The organism is Moorena sp. SIO3I8, assembly GCF_010692325.1.
Classification (GTDB): domain Bacteria; phylum Cyanobacteriota; class Cyanobacteriia; order Cyanobacteriales; family Coleofasciculaceae; genus Moorena.
Genome location: NZ_JAAHHW010000155.1, coordinates 1 through 13,883 on the forward strand (window position 1 = coordinate 1; position 13,883 = coordinate 13,883).

Below are 13,883 nucleotides of genomic sequence, written 5' to 3' on the forward strand. Positions count from 1 at the left end.
ATCCGCTCTACCAGTCGAGGCCAGGATTTACTTTATGATTATGATGCCATAGGTCGGTTGTATGACATTCAGGAACGTCAAACTGCAGGTAATCCCAGGCAACCTTTGTACCGCAGAAATTATGTTAACTTAGGAGAATTGGGCGAGGCAATTCAGCAATCACAAAATGACATTCCTTCCGTGGTTCTAATTGATGAAATTGATAAAGCGGATCGGGATTTACCTAATGACTTGCTCTTAGAATTGGAGCGATTGCAATTCCAAATTAAAGAAGTACTAAACGTTCGTTTTGATGCTTTAAAAGGTAAAACCAAAGAAGAACGAATATATTTTTTACCGTTAATTATTATCACCAGTAATAGGCAAAAATAATTGCCAAAACCCTTCCTACGTCGTTGCTTATTTTACTACCTTAAATTTCCAGAAAATGCTACCCTAAAACAGATTATCCAGAGTCATTTTAAAACTGAGATTACACGCCTATCCGAAGCAGCTATCCAAAAATTTGGGGAACTGCGGGAATTGAGAAATTGGCAAAAAATACCAGGTACCAGTGAATTTTTGGATTGGTTGAGAATGTTGGAACGAGATCAACAAGGGAATCAAAGTACTGCTGAAGCATTAGCCGATACTCCGACCGCAAATCTGCCTCATCTAGAAACTCTAGTTAAAACTCAACAGGATCACGATGCCCTGAGCAAGACCAGGATACCAGATTAGTCACTGAGAGTATGATTGAGACTATGGGATTGGCCTTGGCCTTGGCCAAAAGGCCACGCTACGGGAATGGTCACGCTACGGGAATGGTCACGCTGCGCGAACGCGCCCGAAAATGAGCAATGACTACCTAAATTCAATTCCCAGACTGACGCCCTAATTCATACACACCACAGCTCATGCAAGCAATAATCCCAATACTGATTGCCCAACTGTGTCCCAGGCTAATTTCGACGGCGTAGTTACAAACTGCACCAATGACTAAAAAAGGCACAATACTGACAACTGACGCATAGAAAGCGTTTTGAGATTCTCTGACCTTGCTGGTTCGTTCAAATTCCTCAGCCGACATGTAAAATAATCCCTCAGCAAAGTTAAACCAGCGGTTCAATTGCTCCATAATCCATTGCCTCAAGGACGAGAGGCTTAAATATAGCGCTAGAGACCACAAAGATGCTCCTGCGATCGCGGTAGTATCCACCTCAAATCGGAAGGGTAAAAATTCAGTCAGCATCAGTTCACGCATAGGGTAGGCTGGGGCAAGGTGAAGTACCCCAGCCTGCTTCGCTGAGGCTGGGGCTTCCAATCTCAACTCAAATCAGGGACGGTCTTATTCGTCAATAGGGCTTCCCGCTTCATCCGCCGACGCCTCAACCAGAGGCGCTTTCCAATGGCCGGGTTCCCCGGCCATTGGAAAGCGCGCCTGCTGATGAAAGGTCTTACTCAGCGTCCACAGGCAGACATCCGCCTTCCGCAGACGTATAGTTCTTTTCGACAGACTCACCTTGGAATTACGACTCTATGGTCAACCAGCTGGGGCTTGTCTCTTCCCTGAGCTCTGCTAGTACTTTTACACCTTTAAGGTAGCCTTTTAGTCAGTCAGGCGGGTCATCGACCAATTATATTCTAACACGATTCGCAACAAGTCCTCGTCTGGCTATCCATCCCAGAGATGAAACCTGATTGTTAGGGTCGCCTTTAGGGTTAGTCGATTATGCGTAAAAGAGGTGCCCCAGACGCGCGCCAAGGGTGTAGTGGAGCCTTTATAGGTGATTGGCTATGAGGATGCATGGTTAAAACTATTGTATTAAGGCTCCACTACACTTACGGTAACTTCAAGACCCGTGGCGAATTTAATTCGCCTACGGAAAGCGCACCTTTGGTTAAAACTTTGCCGATTTTGGCGACCCTATCCTTACGGTAACTTCAACACCTTTAAAGAAGGTGGGGAATTCCGCGAGTTTTGTTAATCACTAAGTTAACCAAGATTTAACTGCTTTATTTAACTTGATCGCTTTAGTGTTAACTATTAACGGTTAACACTAAAGCGATCAAGTTAAACAGTTTACATTTAACCGTCAACCCTTAATAAAAAATTCAATCCTTAAATTGTGCAAGTTAAATGTGTATTAGCTTCTTGAGGTATCTTAACAAAACTCAAGATTTTGATAAATACCTCAAACAACCCAAACACCCTGCTGATGGCAGGTGATCTCGAGAGATATAAATGGAAAGACCCCTAACTAGCTAAAGCCAGAATAGAACTAATGCGCAGTGGTTATTTATCAAGGCTTCTAATTTTCGCTGGACTGAGTTTAACAACTTTAATCGGTTTAAGTACCCTTTCGAGTTTGCCCAGCCAGCCAGTAACTGCATCAGAACCTCCCTCAACCTTGGTAGCCGGAGTAAGAAGTTTTGCCAAAGGGGGTTCCTTTCCCGTAGAAAACTTCCGGGGCTACACCTCTGGCTTCGGTTACCGAGCCTCTCCTAGAGGTTCTGGATGGGAATTCCACCGAGGTTTAGACATAGCTGCCCCTGAAGGAAGCTATATCCGTAACTGGTGGAGTGGTAAAGTAATTAAAATTTCTGATGGTACTGCTTGCGGCACCTCAATAACTATCCAATCGGGCAAGTGGCAGCACATCTACTGTCACATGAAAGGATACGCAGTTAAAAATGGAGGTACTCGCTATTTAATTGACAACTCCGGTGGCATTCAGATCAAGGAAGGCCAACTGTTGCCTTCTGGAGCCAGAATCGGTCGAGTAGGGATGACTGGTCGTACCACCGGTCCTCATCTGCACTGGGGATTGAAGTATGGCAAGCAATACGTTGACCCAGCCCAGGTGCTGCGGGCAATGTATAAAACATGAGCTTGATTAGCAAAAACGCTAATGGTTAATGGCCATTAACCATTAACCATTAACCATTAACCATTAACATGTTTCAAACATGCATGCCTTTGATCGTTTAACTAGAAACTACGAAACTACCAATTGTTTCTTGTCCATCTGGGTGTGTTCTTCTACAATTTTGCGTAACTGGTCTCCTTCAATAGTTTCTTGATCTATCAACAGGTCTACTAATCGGTCAATTATTACCCGATTTTCCCGGACTAACTGACGAGCATTGCCATGGCAATGCTGCACAATTGTGCGCACTTGGGCATCAATGTGGGCAGCAATTTTCTCTGAGTACTCAGCCCTATTAATCACATTACCCCCTAGAAAGACTTCTCCCCCTGGATCTTCTAAGGACAGGGGGCCCAAATCGCTCATTCCAAAGCGGGTTACCATCTGCCGTGCTCGCGAGGTAACTTGTCGCAAGTCCCCAACAGCACCAGTAGTAACTTCAGCCTCACCAAAAATTTCTTCTTCTGCCGCTCTACCCCCTAAAGCAGCAGTAATTTGGGCTTTGAGTTGAGCCCGAGTAATCAAACCTTGCTCTTCATCAGGAATATACCAGGTCAAACCACGGGCTTGCCCTCGGGGAATTAGGGTTACTTTCTGTACCGGGTCGTGATCCGGTAGGAGGGTGGAAATTACAGCATGTCCTACTTCATGGTAGGCAATTAATCGCTTATTCTTGCTGTCCACTAGAGGAGTGCCTTCCATCCCAGCCACCACCCGGTCAATAGCATCATTGATCTCGAGCATAGTGATAGCATCTTTGCGGCGACGGGCAGTCAGGATTGCCGCTTCGTTGAGTAGGTTGGCTAAGTCAGCACCAGTAAACCCAGGGGTACGCTTAGCAACAGTTTCTAGACAAACCTCAGGGTCAATCTTTTTGTTGCGAGCGTGGACTTCCAGAATGTTATTCCTGCCTTTGTAGTCAGGGTAATCCACAATGACTTGTCTGTCAAAGCGTCCAGGACGTAATAGTGCAGCATCCAGCACATCTGGGCGATTAGTGGCAGCAATAATAATAATACCTGTGTTCCCTTCAAACCCATCCATTTCCGTGAGCAATTGGTTAAGGGTTTGCTCCCGCTCATCGTTTCCACCGCCAATCCCTGCTCCCCGTTGCCGTCCTACCGCATCAATTTCATCAATGAAGACCAAGCAAGGGGCATTTTCTTTGGCTTTTCTGAACAAGTCTCGGACACGGGAGGCACCAACACCCACAAACATTTCCACGAATTCGGAACCAGAGATGCTAAAGAAGGGAACTCCTGCTTCACCAGCGATCGCTTTGGCTAACAGAGTTTTACCAGTTCCTGGAGGACCCACTAGCAGCACACCTTTCGGGATGCGTGCTCCAACAGCAGTAAAGCGTTCTGGTTGTTTGAGGAATGTGACGACTTCTTGCAATTCCTCTTTAGCTTCTTGAATACCTGCTACATCATCAAACAGAACCCCGGTTTTGGCTTCCATCTGAAACCGTGCTCGGGATTTGCCAAAGTTTAAGGCTTGACCAGAATTACTCGCAGAGCGTCGCACGATCATGATAAAGCCTGCTAGTAACAACAGAAGCCAAAATAAGTTGGCAATTAGACCTAAAGCGGCTAAGTTATCCGGAGAGCGCCTAATTTCAGTGGGAACATTCTGTTGACGGAGTTCCTTGAGTAGCAAGGAGTTTTGATCGAACAAAGCAACTCGTTGAGGAGGTTCATTCTCCTTGGCCTCGTTTAGACTAACTTTAGCAATCTTAGTGGCTTCATCAATTTCTATTTTAGCGACTTCCCTATTTTTAACTTTCTTTAATAGCTCACTATAGGTTAGAGATTTCTCTTCTTTAAGCTGTGCTTGGGCTGGGGTACCCAGTATCACCCCTTGCCAAAGGAGCAAACTGGCAGCAATACGCCAGAATTTGACTAACTTGCGGTTTTCCTGGGGTTGCTGTAATCTAACCTCAGGATTTGCCAGCGGCTGTGGAGAGGTGTTTACCTCTGCATTAGCCATCCATGCTCTCATCCAGAAACGTTTCTTCATGGCTGTTTGCTCTTTGGTCTTGCCTTGACTCAACTCCTGGGTAAACCTAGTTAGGCTTCAATATAATTCACGCCCTTGAGTTGAAATTTCTTTCACTTTCTAGTCTAGCTCCCTCAAATCCCGCTTTAGCTGTAAGAAACTCATATTAAGTCCGGTAGCATCGGTAACCTGCTCTTGCCTAGATCGGGTTTCAAAACCTCACGCTGGTTTGTTTCTTAATCCTTCCTCCTGTAGAGACCTTGCCTGGAACATCTCTACAAATGGTAACCATACAACTGGACACGAGACCACTAGTTGACCTTGTAGGTTTGAGAGTCAACCATCAACCGTCAACCATGAACAAACATCTGATCAATTACACCGAAGTCGATGTCTTTATTTCTTCTACATGATCTGAGGGGGTTGGCGGAACCTGGGGGATTTCCATTGGTAAATCTTCCTGTTGGAGATCCTCTAGGGTAGTGACAAAATCTCTAATCCCTTGAAATTTTCCATAGACCGAAGCAAAGCGTACATAAGCCACTTCACTCTCCGAACGTAGGTAGCGCAAGACTAACTCACCAATTTCGTGACTGATGACTTCCCGACCAAATCGCTGTTGCAATTCTGCTTCAATCTCATCAACCAATGCTTCTAGGCGTTTTTGGAGAATGCCTGTTTTTTCACAAGCACGTATAATTCCTCGTAACAACTTGGAACGGTCAAATGATTCCCGCTTGCCATCCCGCTTGATCACAGTTATTGGCACAAATTCGATCCGCTCATATGTCGTGAAGCGATGTTTGCATCCCAAACACTCCCGGCGTCGCCTCACACTTTTTCCTGCCTCAGTAGAACGAGACTCAAGAACGCGGCTCTCGGTGTGGTGACAAGAGGGGCATCGCATAAGATAATTTTGTTTTCTTGCTGAGTGGACTGATTGGCGGCAGATAGTTGGAACGCCCTAAGAGTCGATACTTTCAAAATAACAAGTCTAACAATTAGATGGAAGATGAGCCGATATATACCTGTCCACTTACCTATATCCTATAGGCTCATGACAGGCTATTGCGGCTCAGAGCATCCACAGAACTGTTGAATTTCGATCTGATAAATAGAGGTAAACTACTTACCAATCTTAGGTGGTTCCCGAAAAGCAATGGCAAAAAATAGGGTGCCTAAGGCTAAGGTCAAGATTAAGATATAAGCAACTGATTCCATAGCTATAATTCCTGGTTATCTCCTCACTTACCAGTCTACCTTGCATGGACCACAGAAATAGCAAAAAGGCAAAAGAAAAATTTCTTTTCTTCTGCCTTTTGCTTTTGAGTCAAACTGTGATATTAGAGATTTAACCTCTAGATAGGCTCTGTCCTACGGGTACTCTTATCACCAAGCTTCTGGAAGAAGCCCCACTCGACTTGCTCTTCCTCTAGGTCAGGATCGACACCAGCAAACACATCCCGATAGAGGGTGCGTGAGCCGTGCCAGATGTGCCCAAAGAAGAACAACAGTGCAAAGACAGCATGACCAAAGGTGAACCAACCCCGAGTACTAGTGCGGAATACACCATCAGAGTTTAGGGTTTCGCGGTCAAATTCAAAGCCCTCACCCAGCTGAGCAGTACGAGCGTATTGCTTCACATCGAAGGGGTCAGTAAAGGTTTGACCATCAAGAACTCCACCGTAGAAGCTAGCAGTGACACCAGCTTGCTCGAAACTATACCTAGATTCAGCCCGTCGGAAAGGTATGTCCGCACGAACTACACCATTAGCATCGGTCAAAATGATCGGGAAGGTTTCAAAGAAGTTCGGCATCCGACGAACGGTCAGCTCCCGACCTTCACTGTCTGTGAACACCGCATGACCTAGCCAACCTTCAGCAATGCCATCCCCTTTGTCCATCGGACCTGTACGGAACAAACCACCTTTGGCAGGGGAGTTGCCTATATAGTCATAGAATGCCAGCTTCTCTGGAATCGATGACCAAGCTTCTGACAAGCTAGCACCATCAGCCAATTCAGCTTGTACCCGTTGGTTAATTTCCTGTTGGAAATACCCCTGATCCCACTGATAGCGGGTTGGACCAAACAGTTCAATTGGGGTGGCAGCACTGCCGTACCACATGGTGCCTGCTACTACAAATGCAGCAAAAAACACAGCCGCGATACTGCTGGAGAGTACCGTTTCGATATTCCCCATCCGTAGAGCTTTAAACAAGCGCTCTGGTGGTCGTACTGTTAAGTGGAATAAACCAGCAATAACCCCAACAACACCAGCAGCGATATGGTGAGCGACAATACCTCCAGGGTTATAGGGGTTAAAGCCTGCTGGTCCCCATTCTGGTGCGATGGGTTGAAGACTACCAGTGAGACCATAGGCATCAGATACCCACATCCCAGGACCCCAAAGCCCAGTCAAGTGAAAGGCACCAAAGCCAAAGCAGAGTAAACCAGATAAGAACAGGTGAATGCCAAAAATTTTTGGCAAATCGAGAGCTGGGTCGCCACTCCGTGGGTCTCTGAACACATCTAAATCCCAGTAAACCCAGTGCCATACTGCAGCCAGGAACAATAAACCAGAAAGGATAATATGAGTTGCAGCGACACCTTCAAAAGACCATAAGCCCGCATTGGTTACAGTTTCACCAGTGATACTCCAGCCCCCCCAGGACTCAGTAACCCCTAGACGAGCCATAAAGGGCATGACGAACATCCCCTGACGCCACATAGGGTTAAGAACCGGGTCACTCGGATCAAAAATTGCCAATTCGTACAGGGCCATTGAACCAGCCCAGCCTGCCACCAGGGCTGTATGCATCAAGTGCACAGCTAGCAGACGTCCTGGATCATTCAGGACGACCGTGTGTACTCGGTACCAGGGTAGTCCCATTGACTACGCTCCTCCTAATATAGAGTTTTTACTTCGACGTTTCTTTTGATCAATATGTTAGAAATCCCCTTGAAGTCTCCCCCGCTTGAAACACAGAGGATTCTAAGAGTCACGTTGTTCGAGGGGTTAAAAACCTGATCTGACAACGCTTACGGTATGATTTCTCAAATTTGACACTGTTTGGAGAGCTTTAACACTCTCCGACCGACCTTGGTTAGGTGTGAACCTAACTGTATCGCTACTTTGGTAGCCCCCCTAGATATCGCCATTGGCAACTTAGGTAGGACAAAGTATGTATGAAACTAAAGTTTGTTTAAAGAAGTGTAACTATTGTTAGAGCCGATTGCAAGCGAACGGTCATGTTCTCAGCTTAGGGTCGGAAGCGCTTAACCAGCTATATTGCGCAAATTTCCCTTTTATTTGCCTAAATTTAAGCAATATAGCTTCTAAAACCTAAAAATTGTCAAATTCAGTCCGGTAGCCTCTTTACTGATTAGCAATAGTCGGACACAAATCAACATGAAAAATGTATATGGAAAAAGGCACAAGGATAGAACTTATGCCCAGTTGATTTCAAACCATATCACTTACAGCACTTAAGAGCAGAGGGGGAAGAGGGGGCAGAGTCCGGAGTTGGGGAAAGCTGGGGCTCAAAGGGCTATTGATATGCAACTCGGTATTAGGCTCCAATCCTACGGGTAGGGTTTTTTGATTAACTGGTCACCCTAGCTAAGCCCGTTGATAACAATTCGCAATCAAAAGTATAACTTCTTCATCTTCCTTATCCTTACCCTCTTCTCCCTCTTCTTCCTTGTCCCCTGATGCCTTTTCCCTGTATCAGTTAACCTTTGCCCCCTACCATGATTTCAGTATGTGTCATCGCTAAGCGCTCAAGAACTTGCTCAGCAGTGATCAAGCGTTTTAGGACAACTTGACCAATAGTTTTTGCTGACTCGGGTGAGGTGTTAGGCATGGGTTTGACTTCAACCATAACCACAAGGTCTTCAACCTGATAGAGCCACAATTTTTCTCCTTGCTCTAGGATAGAAAGGTTCATTTGCTTAATTTCTGGCAGCCGTCGCCAAGCGTTTTCGTTCCAAAGACCTCCAAACTCCCAAACGCGCCCGACTATCCAGCCTTCCGATAAAAAGAAATATTTCACGTTGCTCTTCGCTAATCCTGCTCTATATTCCTATTTTCCACTCAAATTGAGTTTTTCAGCTTAAATTGACGATTTAATTCAAATTTTATCGAACAACCGCAATTGGTTAATTTCAGGACTTACGCATCAAGCTTGTCGGTTAAGACTGGGTGTGGGGTAAGCGTGGAAATTTATAGAATTTGACAAAATCATCAGTATATGATTTACAGCAGTAAGCATTGTTACTTCACCATAGTTTTTTTAGCTATAGCAGTCCCCAGGGCAGGCGCGGACATCACAAAAGTCTCAAACCTAAGTAAGCGCAAGAGTTTGACTTCTGACTTCTGACTTCTGACTTCTGACTTCTGACTTCTGCTATATAGCTGCTTACGGTATCAATTGATCGGTAAAATAATCGATAATTCAGATAAAAAAAGGATAATACAAGCCAATCCAATTCTTATATAACCTGCAACTCCTAGGGCGTGTCATCAAATAGGTATCAATCCAATATAAAATCAGTAGCTGAGGGAGAATTGATTAACATGGAGGAGTGGTATCATGACACGTCGCGTGAGCCTTGCGGGATGACCAGTGGGAACGAATCAAAGACTTACTACCAGGGCGAAAAGAGACAGTTGGAGTGACGGCGAAAGATAACCGATTATTTGTCGAAGCAGTGCTGTATCGCTATCGAGCCGGTATTCCCTGGCGGGACTTACCTGAACGATTTGGGGATCAACGAGATAGTTCATACCCGTTTCAGTCGGTGGGCAAGGGGTGGGGTGTGGCAAAAGATATTTGAGGAGCTAGCTAAGGATGCAGACAATGAATATGCAATGATTGACTCAACAATTGTACGTGCCCACCAGCACAGTGCTTTGAAGTTACCGTAAGATAGTTGAGCCTTTATAGTTAGTAGGTTATGGGTAAAAGGTTCAAGTCTTTTGTAATAAGGCTCAACTATCTAAGGTTTCGTCTCTTGGGGCAAAGGGGGGGATGGTGCGGGCGAAGCCATCGGTCGCAGTAAAGGTGGACTGAGTACGAAAATTCACGCCGTGGTAGATGCCGCAGGTTACCTACTGGCTTTCATTTGACCCCTGGACAAGCATGTGACCTCGATGGAGCCGATGTCCTACTCGAAGACCTTAGAGCCGATACACTGATTGCAGACAAGGGATATGATGCTGACGAGCGCGTGATTAAACGACTTGAAGAAAAGGGAACTACAGCGGTGATTCCACCCAAACGCAACCGTAATTTCCAGCGTGAATATGATAAATACTTGTACAAAGCACGACATCTGCGCCACGAATTTCTTTGCCCAACTCAAACAATATCGAGGAATCGCGACACGTTATGATAAGCGAGCAATAAACTTTCTCGGGGCAATTTATCTTGCTGCTACTGTTATCTGGCTTAATTGATGACACGCCCTAGGACGACCATTTCCTGGCAAGTTCCGGTAGATGCCAGGAAAAACCCCTTTACTAGAACCAAAGTTCTCCGTCTTCGTCATATTCAAGAACCATTAGATTGACCGGCTCATTTGTGTTAGCTTCATTTTTCGTTATTGTCCTCGTTTTTTTAATGTCGGGGATAGTAGAAGATTCGTTAAAGCTGTAAGTATAGCCATCCTTTCTGTGGACTCTAGCTAAGTTTTTAACGTGCAAGCTTATTGCCTTTTTCCCAGAAACTGTGTAATTAAAGGAATTACTCTTACTTCTAGGATTAACTCTTCCAAACTCCCCAGTCAAAAGGTTTTTGGCGATGTCCCCACTGCACCAACCTTTGATTGGTTTTAGCGGGTTGTGCCTGATGGGGTAACCGTATTTGTTGAGCGCCGCTTTTTGTCTGCCACCCTGTCCTTTGCAAATTACTAACAGTGACTGAGAGGTTTTCAATGTTAAGGTCTCAACACCTCCAACACAAGCAGCATCAATAAGCGTGCTGTTTAGGTAGCCCTAATTTAGTCCGGTTGTACTTGGTTTGTGCTCCTGTCCCAGTAACCACAGGTTTCATCTCTCGAAGTATCCTCACTAACTTGTTGCGGGTTGTATTCACCGCTGCTGCATCTCTTAACGGCGAAAGCGCCTTGGTTTTGATTTTTTGAAGCAAACTGGGTTTCTTCTTTAGGAATTCCTCTATGGGTTTATTCCCCTTCCGTTGATTGCATTTTTCGCAAGCCAGACAAAGATTACTGACTCGGTTGCTTCCACCTCTAGATTTTGGGTGAATATGCTCAACCTGCAAAGGAACGTTTTGCTTACCACAATAGGTACATTCCCTTCCCCATTTTTCGAGTAAATACTCTCTTACTTCGTAGCCAGCTAGTTCCCCTTGCTGGTACTCAACACTACTAACTTCAGGATTCTGCATTTTTTGGGTGTCAAACTTAACTCTTTCGACCCAAATCTCATTGACCGGACAGAATTTGATCACTCGTTTAACCCAGGTTTGGATAGTCAATACCCTATGCTCATTACTTGGAGCAAGCCACCCCTCTGGACGCTTACGATTGAGGAATCTTGGTTTTCTGTAACGTGTGTTGCGATTGCGTCTTCCGCGTCTCACAGCTTTTCTAGACTCTAGCTTCTTCTTGATCAAACCTCCTCTGTGCTCTAATTCCATCGCCCAAATAACTTGGTTGTCTTGCACTAAAGCAAACCCGGTAAACTTGCTACCAGGGTCGATCTTAATTTGACATGGTGAAATAGTTGGGCTTGAGATCGCAGTTTTCAAGATGATTGTAAATGGATACATCCTAAAAACCGCAGCCTTACCCTTATCCAACAACCGGCGGGCTTTCTTTGGGGATATGGGGTTTAATGGTCGCTTATTTGTATCTATGACAAATACATAATTTTGCATTTTTAGTGCGCCTCGAATCGGTAATGTTTTCCTCGGCCATGTTGTAATAGCTTGTGTTTTGCCAACTACACATTTTGCCTTCGTCTTAATAGTTAGCGATAGAGCTGGGAGCTGGAGGTCACCCCCAGGTATCATGACTAAAACAACGTAGGAAATTAATCCTTGGCCTGCAACCTAGCTAGATAACTTCCGAGTTTTGCTGGAAATTACCAAGGCTTTTACTAGGTGGCTTTATACAACCTATTAGATTGGCTATATATATACTTCAACCTTGATATGACAAGCATTTAGTCCTGCACAGTCACCTCATGACGCGCCGTTTACCGAAAAGATCCAGTAATGGCCGTCGGCTTCAGCTCCCAAATAAGGCTGATCCATACGGCAATCAACAAGTTTAATCTTACCCTCAGATTGCAACTGTTTGTAGTAACCCTCAAAGTCGTAGGTGTTGTAATAGGTGGTTTTGGTACTCATGACAATAGTTCCTCCTGGCTTTGTGACCTGTGCTAACCATTTCAGAGATTGAGGTTCAACAAAGTCCAGGGCAAACACACCACAGCAGAGGGTTAGGTTATACTGTCCATGCAGAAAAAATGGCAGTGGATGGTTTAAATCAACCCATCCAATTAAGGTTTGGTAGGCTCCAGTTTTATGGGCTTCTACAATCATTCCCTGAGATAAATCTGTCCCATCAATATGCCGAAAACCCTGATCCTGTAAGCCTTTGCCAACCAACCCTGAGCCGCATCCCACATCAATGACCTTAAAATCAGGATTTGTTGGATTGATCAACACTTTGCCACTGTTGACTATTTCCATCAGATAACGAACGATGTATTCTGGCCCATCGTAGTTTCTGGCTGCAACATCTCGGTTGTAGTCCGGTGCCCATTTATCATAGCGTTCTTGGTGAGTCTGCATAACGGTAGACCTGCTTATCTAGAAAACAATAAAAATTGGTATCAAACATCCCTATTGCTTAACTGGGATCAGTCTTTTAGCTCTGGTAGTATTAAACAATGGACTCTCCATAATCAATTCACCCTCTTCCTTACAAACATTTAGCGCAAAAGTACTAGCAAAGCCGTAGCCCAAAATGTCGATAAAGGGTTTAAGTTTTTGAACCCTATCTAAATCATAGGTTGAATCTGCTGCGATAAATCTCATCACAAAAGCTCTTCTCCTATTAATCGGACCCTCGGTTAATGGACAACTCCGATGAATCACCTCCTTGTCAAACAAAAGTGCATCCCCTAATTCAAAATCATCCGTTTCAGCCTGAGTTTTGAGAATTGGATCAACCTCAGGTGAGTTGACCATGAAGGATTCTAAACGTCCCATTTCTTTTCTAGATGGAGCTGCATCTTGTGCTTGCAAGCCTTGTACATAAGAAGAAAGAATGGATGTGTAGTCATAAAGAAATCTGCCACAAAGTTTTTCCTTTGAGACATAGCTCATCCCTCCTCCCTGTGCCTTTGTATCTATTTTTGTTAAGGGAATCCAAAGGGTACAGCCAAAATCTTCTAACTGCTGGTAAGAAAAACTCAAGATGCCGACGTGCCACTTGAATCCTGGATTGGTGTTTTTCTCTATTTCAAACCCTAAATGCTGAGCATAGAGTAACGAGCATTGGCAAAGTGTCGCTAATGTTGATTGAAATACAGGATGCTGAATTATTTTGAGGTTTTCATTGCTTTCCATATCATATTTAAACCGTGACACTGAATCCTCATAGGCTGTTTTTGCAGATTCAAGCTCCTGTTCTAATATTTTATCAAGACACTTTATTGCCTCAGGTTCCAAAAATCCTTTCAGCTTGACAAATCCTTTTTTTTTAAAATTGGCAATATCTTGATCTGTTAATTTGAAGGATGAATAAATCATTTTTTTCGGATAAAAAAAATCATCAATAATATATTATAGCGTTTCTAGGACTCATGAGGTACCTGGTTGACTGACAAAAGTTCACATAGCGCGATCGGTGCAGGAATCGGTGTAGCAGCGCGCTACCCAACGGAAGACTCATTCTTTCCCAGTGATGGAAGGTGTTACCTTCTCAAATTGGCTACAAAT

The 13,883-nt window shown here is 44.6% G+C and carries 14 protein-coding genes and 2 pseudogenes; 6 read left to right on the top strand and 10 right to left on the bottom strand.

What is annotated here, in order from left to right:
• Together F6K51_RS32345 and F6K51_RS32350 are read left to right on the top strand one after the other, a co-directional pair.
• Positions 1-372: AAA family ATPase (locus F6K51_RS32345; protein WP_365940443.1), on the top strand; the 372-nt coding region annotated here is incomplete at its 5' end.
• Positions 373-720, top strand: a complete 348-nt coding sequence (locus F6K51_RS32350) for a hypothetical protein (RefSeq protein ID WP_293028570.1) — start codon at positions 373-375, stop codon at positions 718-720.
• Positions 721-853: 133 nt separating this feature from the next.
• Here the strand turns inward: F6K51_RS32350 and F6K51_RS32355 are convergent, their stop codons facing one another.
• On the bottom strand, positions 854-1,231 hold the full coding sequence (locus tag F6K51_RS32355) for a hypothetical protein (RefSeq protein WP_293028594.1): 378 nt from the start codon (positions 1,229-1,231) through the stop codon (positions 854-856).
• A 1,033-nt stretch (positions 1,232-2,264) separates the two neighbouring features.
• Between F6K51_RS32355 and F6K51_RS32360 the strand changes: the two genes are divergently transcribed.
• Positions 2,265-2,870, top strand: coding sequence for a M23 family metallopeptidase (locus F6K51_RS32360; protein ID WP_293028572.1), 606 nt, complete (start codon positions 2,265-2,267; stop codon positions 2,868-2,870).
• A gap of 108 nt (positions 2,871-2,978) precedes the next feature.
• On the opposite strand, the gene ftsH is transcribed toward F6K51_RS32360, so the two are convergent.
• The 5 genes from ftsH to F6K51_RS32385 form a co-directional block, all read right to left on the bottom strand.
• Positions 2,979-4,961 (bottom strand): ATP-dependent zinc metalloprotease FtsH, encoded by a 1,983-nt coding sequence (gene ftsH / locus F6K51_RS32365; RefSeq protein ID WP_293028575.1) that lies wholly within the window; start codon positions 4,959-4,961, stop codon positions 2,979-2,981.
• 322 nt (positions 4,962-5,283) lie between these two features.
• Positions 5,284-5,814, bottom strand: a complete 531-nt coding sequence (nrdR, locus tag F6K51_RS32370; RefSeq protein ID WP_293028577.1) for a transcriptional regulator NrdR — start codon at positions 5,812-5,814, stop codon at positions 5,284-5,286.
• A gap of 218 nt (positions 5,815-6,032) precedes the next feature.
• The gene (locus F6K51_RS32375) at positions 6,033-6,128 is read right to left on the bottom strand and encodes a photosystem II reaction center protein T (RefSeq protein WP_008180851.1); all 96 of its coding nucleotides are present in this window, start codon (positions 6,126-6,128) and stop codon (positions 6,033-6,035) included.
• A gap of 137 nt (positions 6,129-6,265) precedes the next feature.
• Positions 6,266-7,798 (bottom strand): photosystem II chlorophyll-binding protein CP47, encoded by a 1,533-nt coding sequence (gene psbB, locus F6K51_RS32380; RefSeq protein WP_293028584.1) that lies wholly within the window; start codon positions 7,796-7,798, stop codon positions 6,266-6,268.
• An 841-nt stretch (positions 7,799-8,639) separates the two neighbouring features.
• On the bottom strand, positions 8,640-8,960 hold the full coding sequence (locus tag F6K51_RS32385; protein WP_071103453.1) for a hypothetical protein: 321 nt from the start codon (positions 8,958-8,960) through the stop codon (positions 8,640-8,642).
• A gap of 559 nt (positions 8,961-9,519) precedes the next feature.
• Here F6K51_RS32385 and F6K51_RS32390 point away from each other — a divergent pair.
• From F6K51_RS32390 to F6K51_RS38730, 3 genes and pseudogenes are all read left to right on the top strand, one after another.
• Positions 9,520-9,820 (top strand): annotated as a pseudogene (locus F6K51_RS32390) (IS5 family transposase); the annotation flags it as partial.
• Between the two features lie 203 nt (positions 9,821-10,023).
• Positions 10,024-10,227: pseudogene (locus F6K51_RS38725) on the top strand (transposase); the annotation flags it as partial.
• The gene (locus F6K51_RS38730) at positions 10,214-10,366 is read left to right on the top strand and encodes a transposase (RefSeq protein ID WP_365940445.1); all 153 of its coding nucleotides are present in this window, start codon (positions 10,214-10,216) and stop codon (positions 10,364-10,366) included. The pseudogene F6K51_RS38725 and the gene F6K51_RS38730, both read left to right, overlap by 14 nt.
• A 63-nt stretch (positions 10,367-10,429) precedes the next feature.
• Here F6K51_RS38730 and F6K51_RS38735 read toward each other — a convergent pair whose 3' ends face one another.
• From F6K51_RS38735 to F6K51_RS32405, 4 genes are all read right to left on the bottom strand, one after another.
• Positions 10,430-10,843: a hypothetical protein gene (locus F6K51_RS38735; protein WP_364305987.1), complete on the bottom strand. Its 414-nt coding sequence runs from the start codon at positions 10,841-10,843 to the stop codon at positions 10,430-10,432.
• A 34-nt stretch (positions 10,844-10,877) separates the two neighbouring features.
• Positions 10,878-11,810 (bottom strand): RNA-guided endonuclease IscB, encoded by a 933-nt coding sequence (gene iscB / locus F6K51_RS32395; RefSeq protein ID WP_364305984.1) that lies wholly within the window; start codon positions 11,808-11,810, stop codon positions 10,878-10,880.
• A gap of 306 nt (positions 11,811-12,116) precedes the next feature.
• Positions 12,117-12,731 carry a class I SAM-dependent methyltransferase gene (locus F6K51_RS32400; protein ID WP_293028588.1) on the bottom strand — a complete coding sequence of 205 codons (615 nt, stop codon included), beginning with the start codon at positions 12,729-12,731 and terminating at the stop codon, positions 12,117-12,119.
• 51 nt (positions 12,732-12,782) lie between these two features.
• The gene (locus F6K51_RS32405; RefSeq protein WP_293028591.1) at positions 12,783-13,694 is read right to left on the bottom strand and encodes a hypothetical protein; all 912 of its coding nucleotides are present in this window, start codon (positions 13,692-13,694) and stop codon (positions 12,783-12,785) included.
• Positions 13,695-13,883 lie beyond the last annotated feature (189 nt).

Excerpts from the sequence above, each read along its gene's own strand:
- F6K51_RS32400 (WP_293028588.1), bottom strand. The coding sequence starts at position 12,731 with ATGCAGACTCACCAAGAACGCTATGATAAATGGGCACCGGACTACAAC.
- psbB (WP_293028584.1), bottom strand. The coding sequence starts at position 7,798 with ATGGGACTACCCTGGTACCGAGTACACACGGTCGTCCTGAATGATCCA.
- nrdR (WP_293028577.1), bottom strand. The coding sequence starts at position 5,814 with ATGCGATGCCCCTCTTGTCACCACACCGAGAGCCGCGTTCTTGAGTCT.
- iscB (WP_364305984.1), bottom strand. The coding sequence starts at position 11,810 with ATGCAAAATTATGTATTTGTCATAGATACAAATAAGCGACCATTAAAC.
- F6K51_RS32355 (WP_293028594.1), bottom strand. The coding sequence starts at position 1,231 with ATGCTGACTGAATTTTTACCCTTCCGATTTGAGGTGGATACTACCGCG.
- F6K51_RS38730 (WP_365940445.1), top strand. The coding sequence starts at position 10,214 with ATGATAAATACTTGTACAAAGCACGACATCTGCGCCACGAATTTCTTT.
- F6K51_RS32360 (WP_293028572.1), top strand. The coding sequence starts at position 2,265 with ATGCGCAGTGGTTATTTATCAAGGCTTCTAATTTTCGCTGGACTGAGT.
- F6K51_RS32375 (WP_008180851.1), bottom strand. The coding sequence starts at position 6,128 with ATGGAATCAGTTGCTTATATCTTAATCTTGACCTTAGCCTTAGGCACC.
- F6K51_RS32405 (WP_293028591.1), bottom strand. The coding sequence starts at position 13,694 with ATGATTTATTCATCCTTCAAATTAACAGATCAAGATATTGCCAATTTT.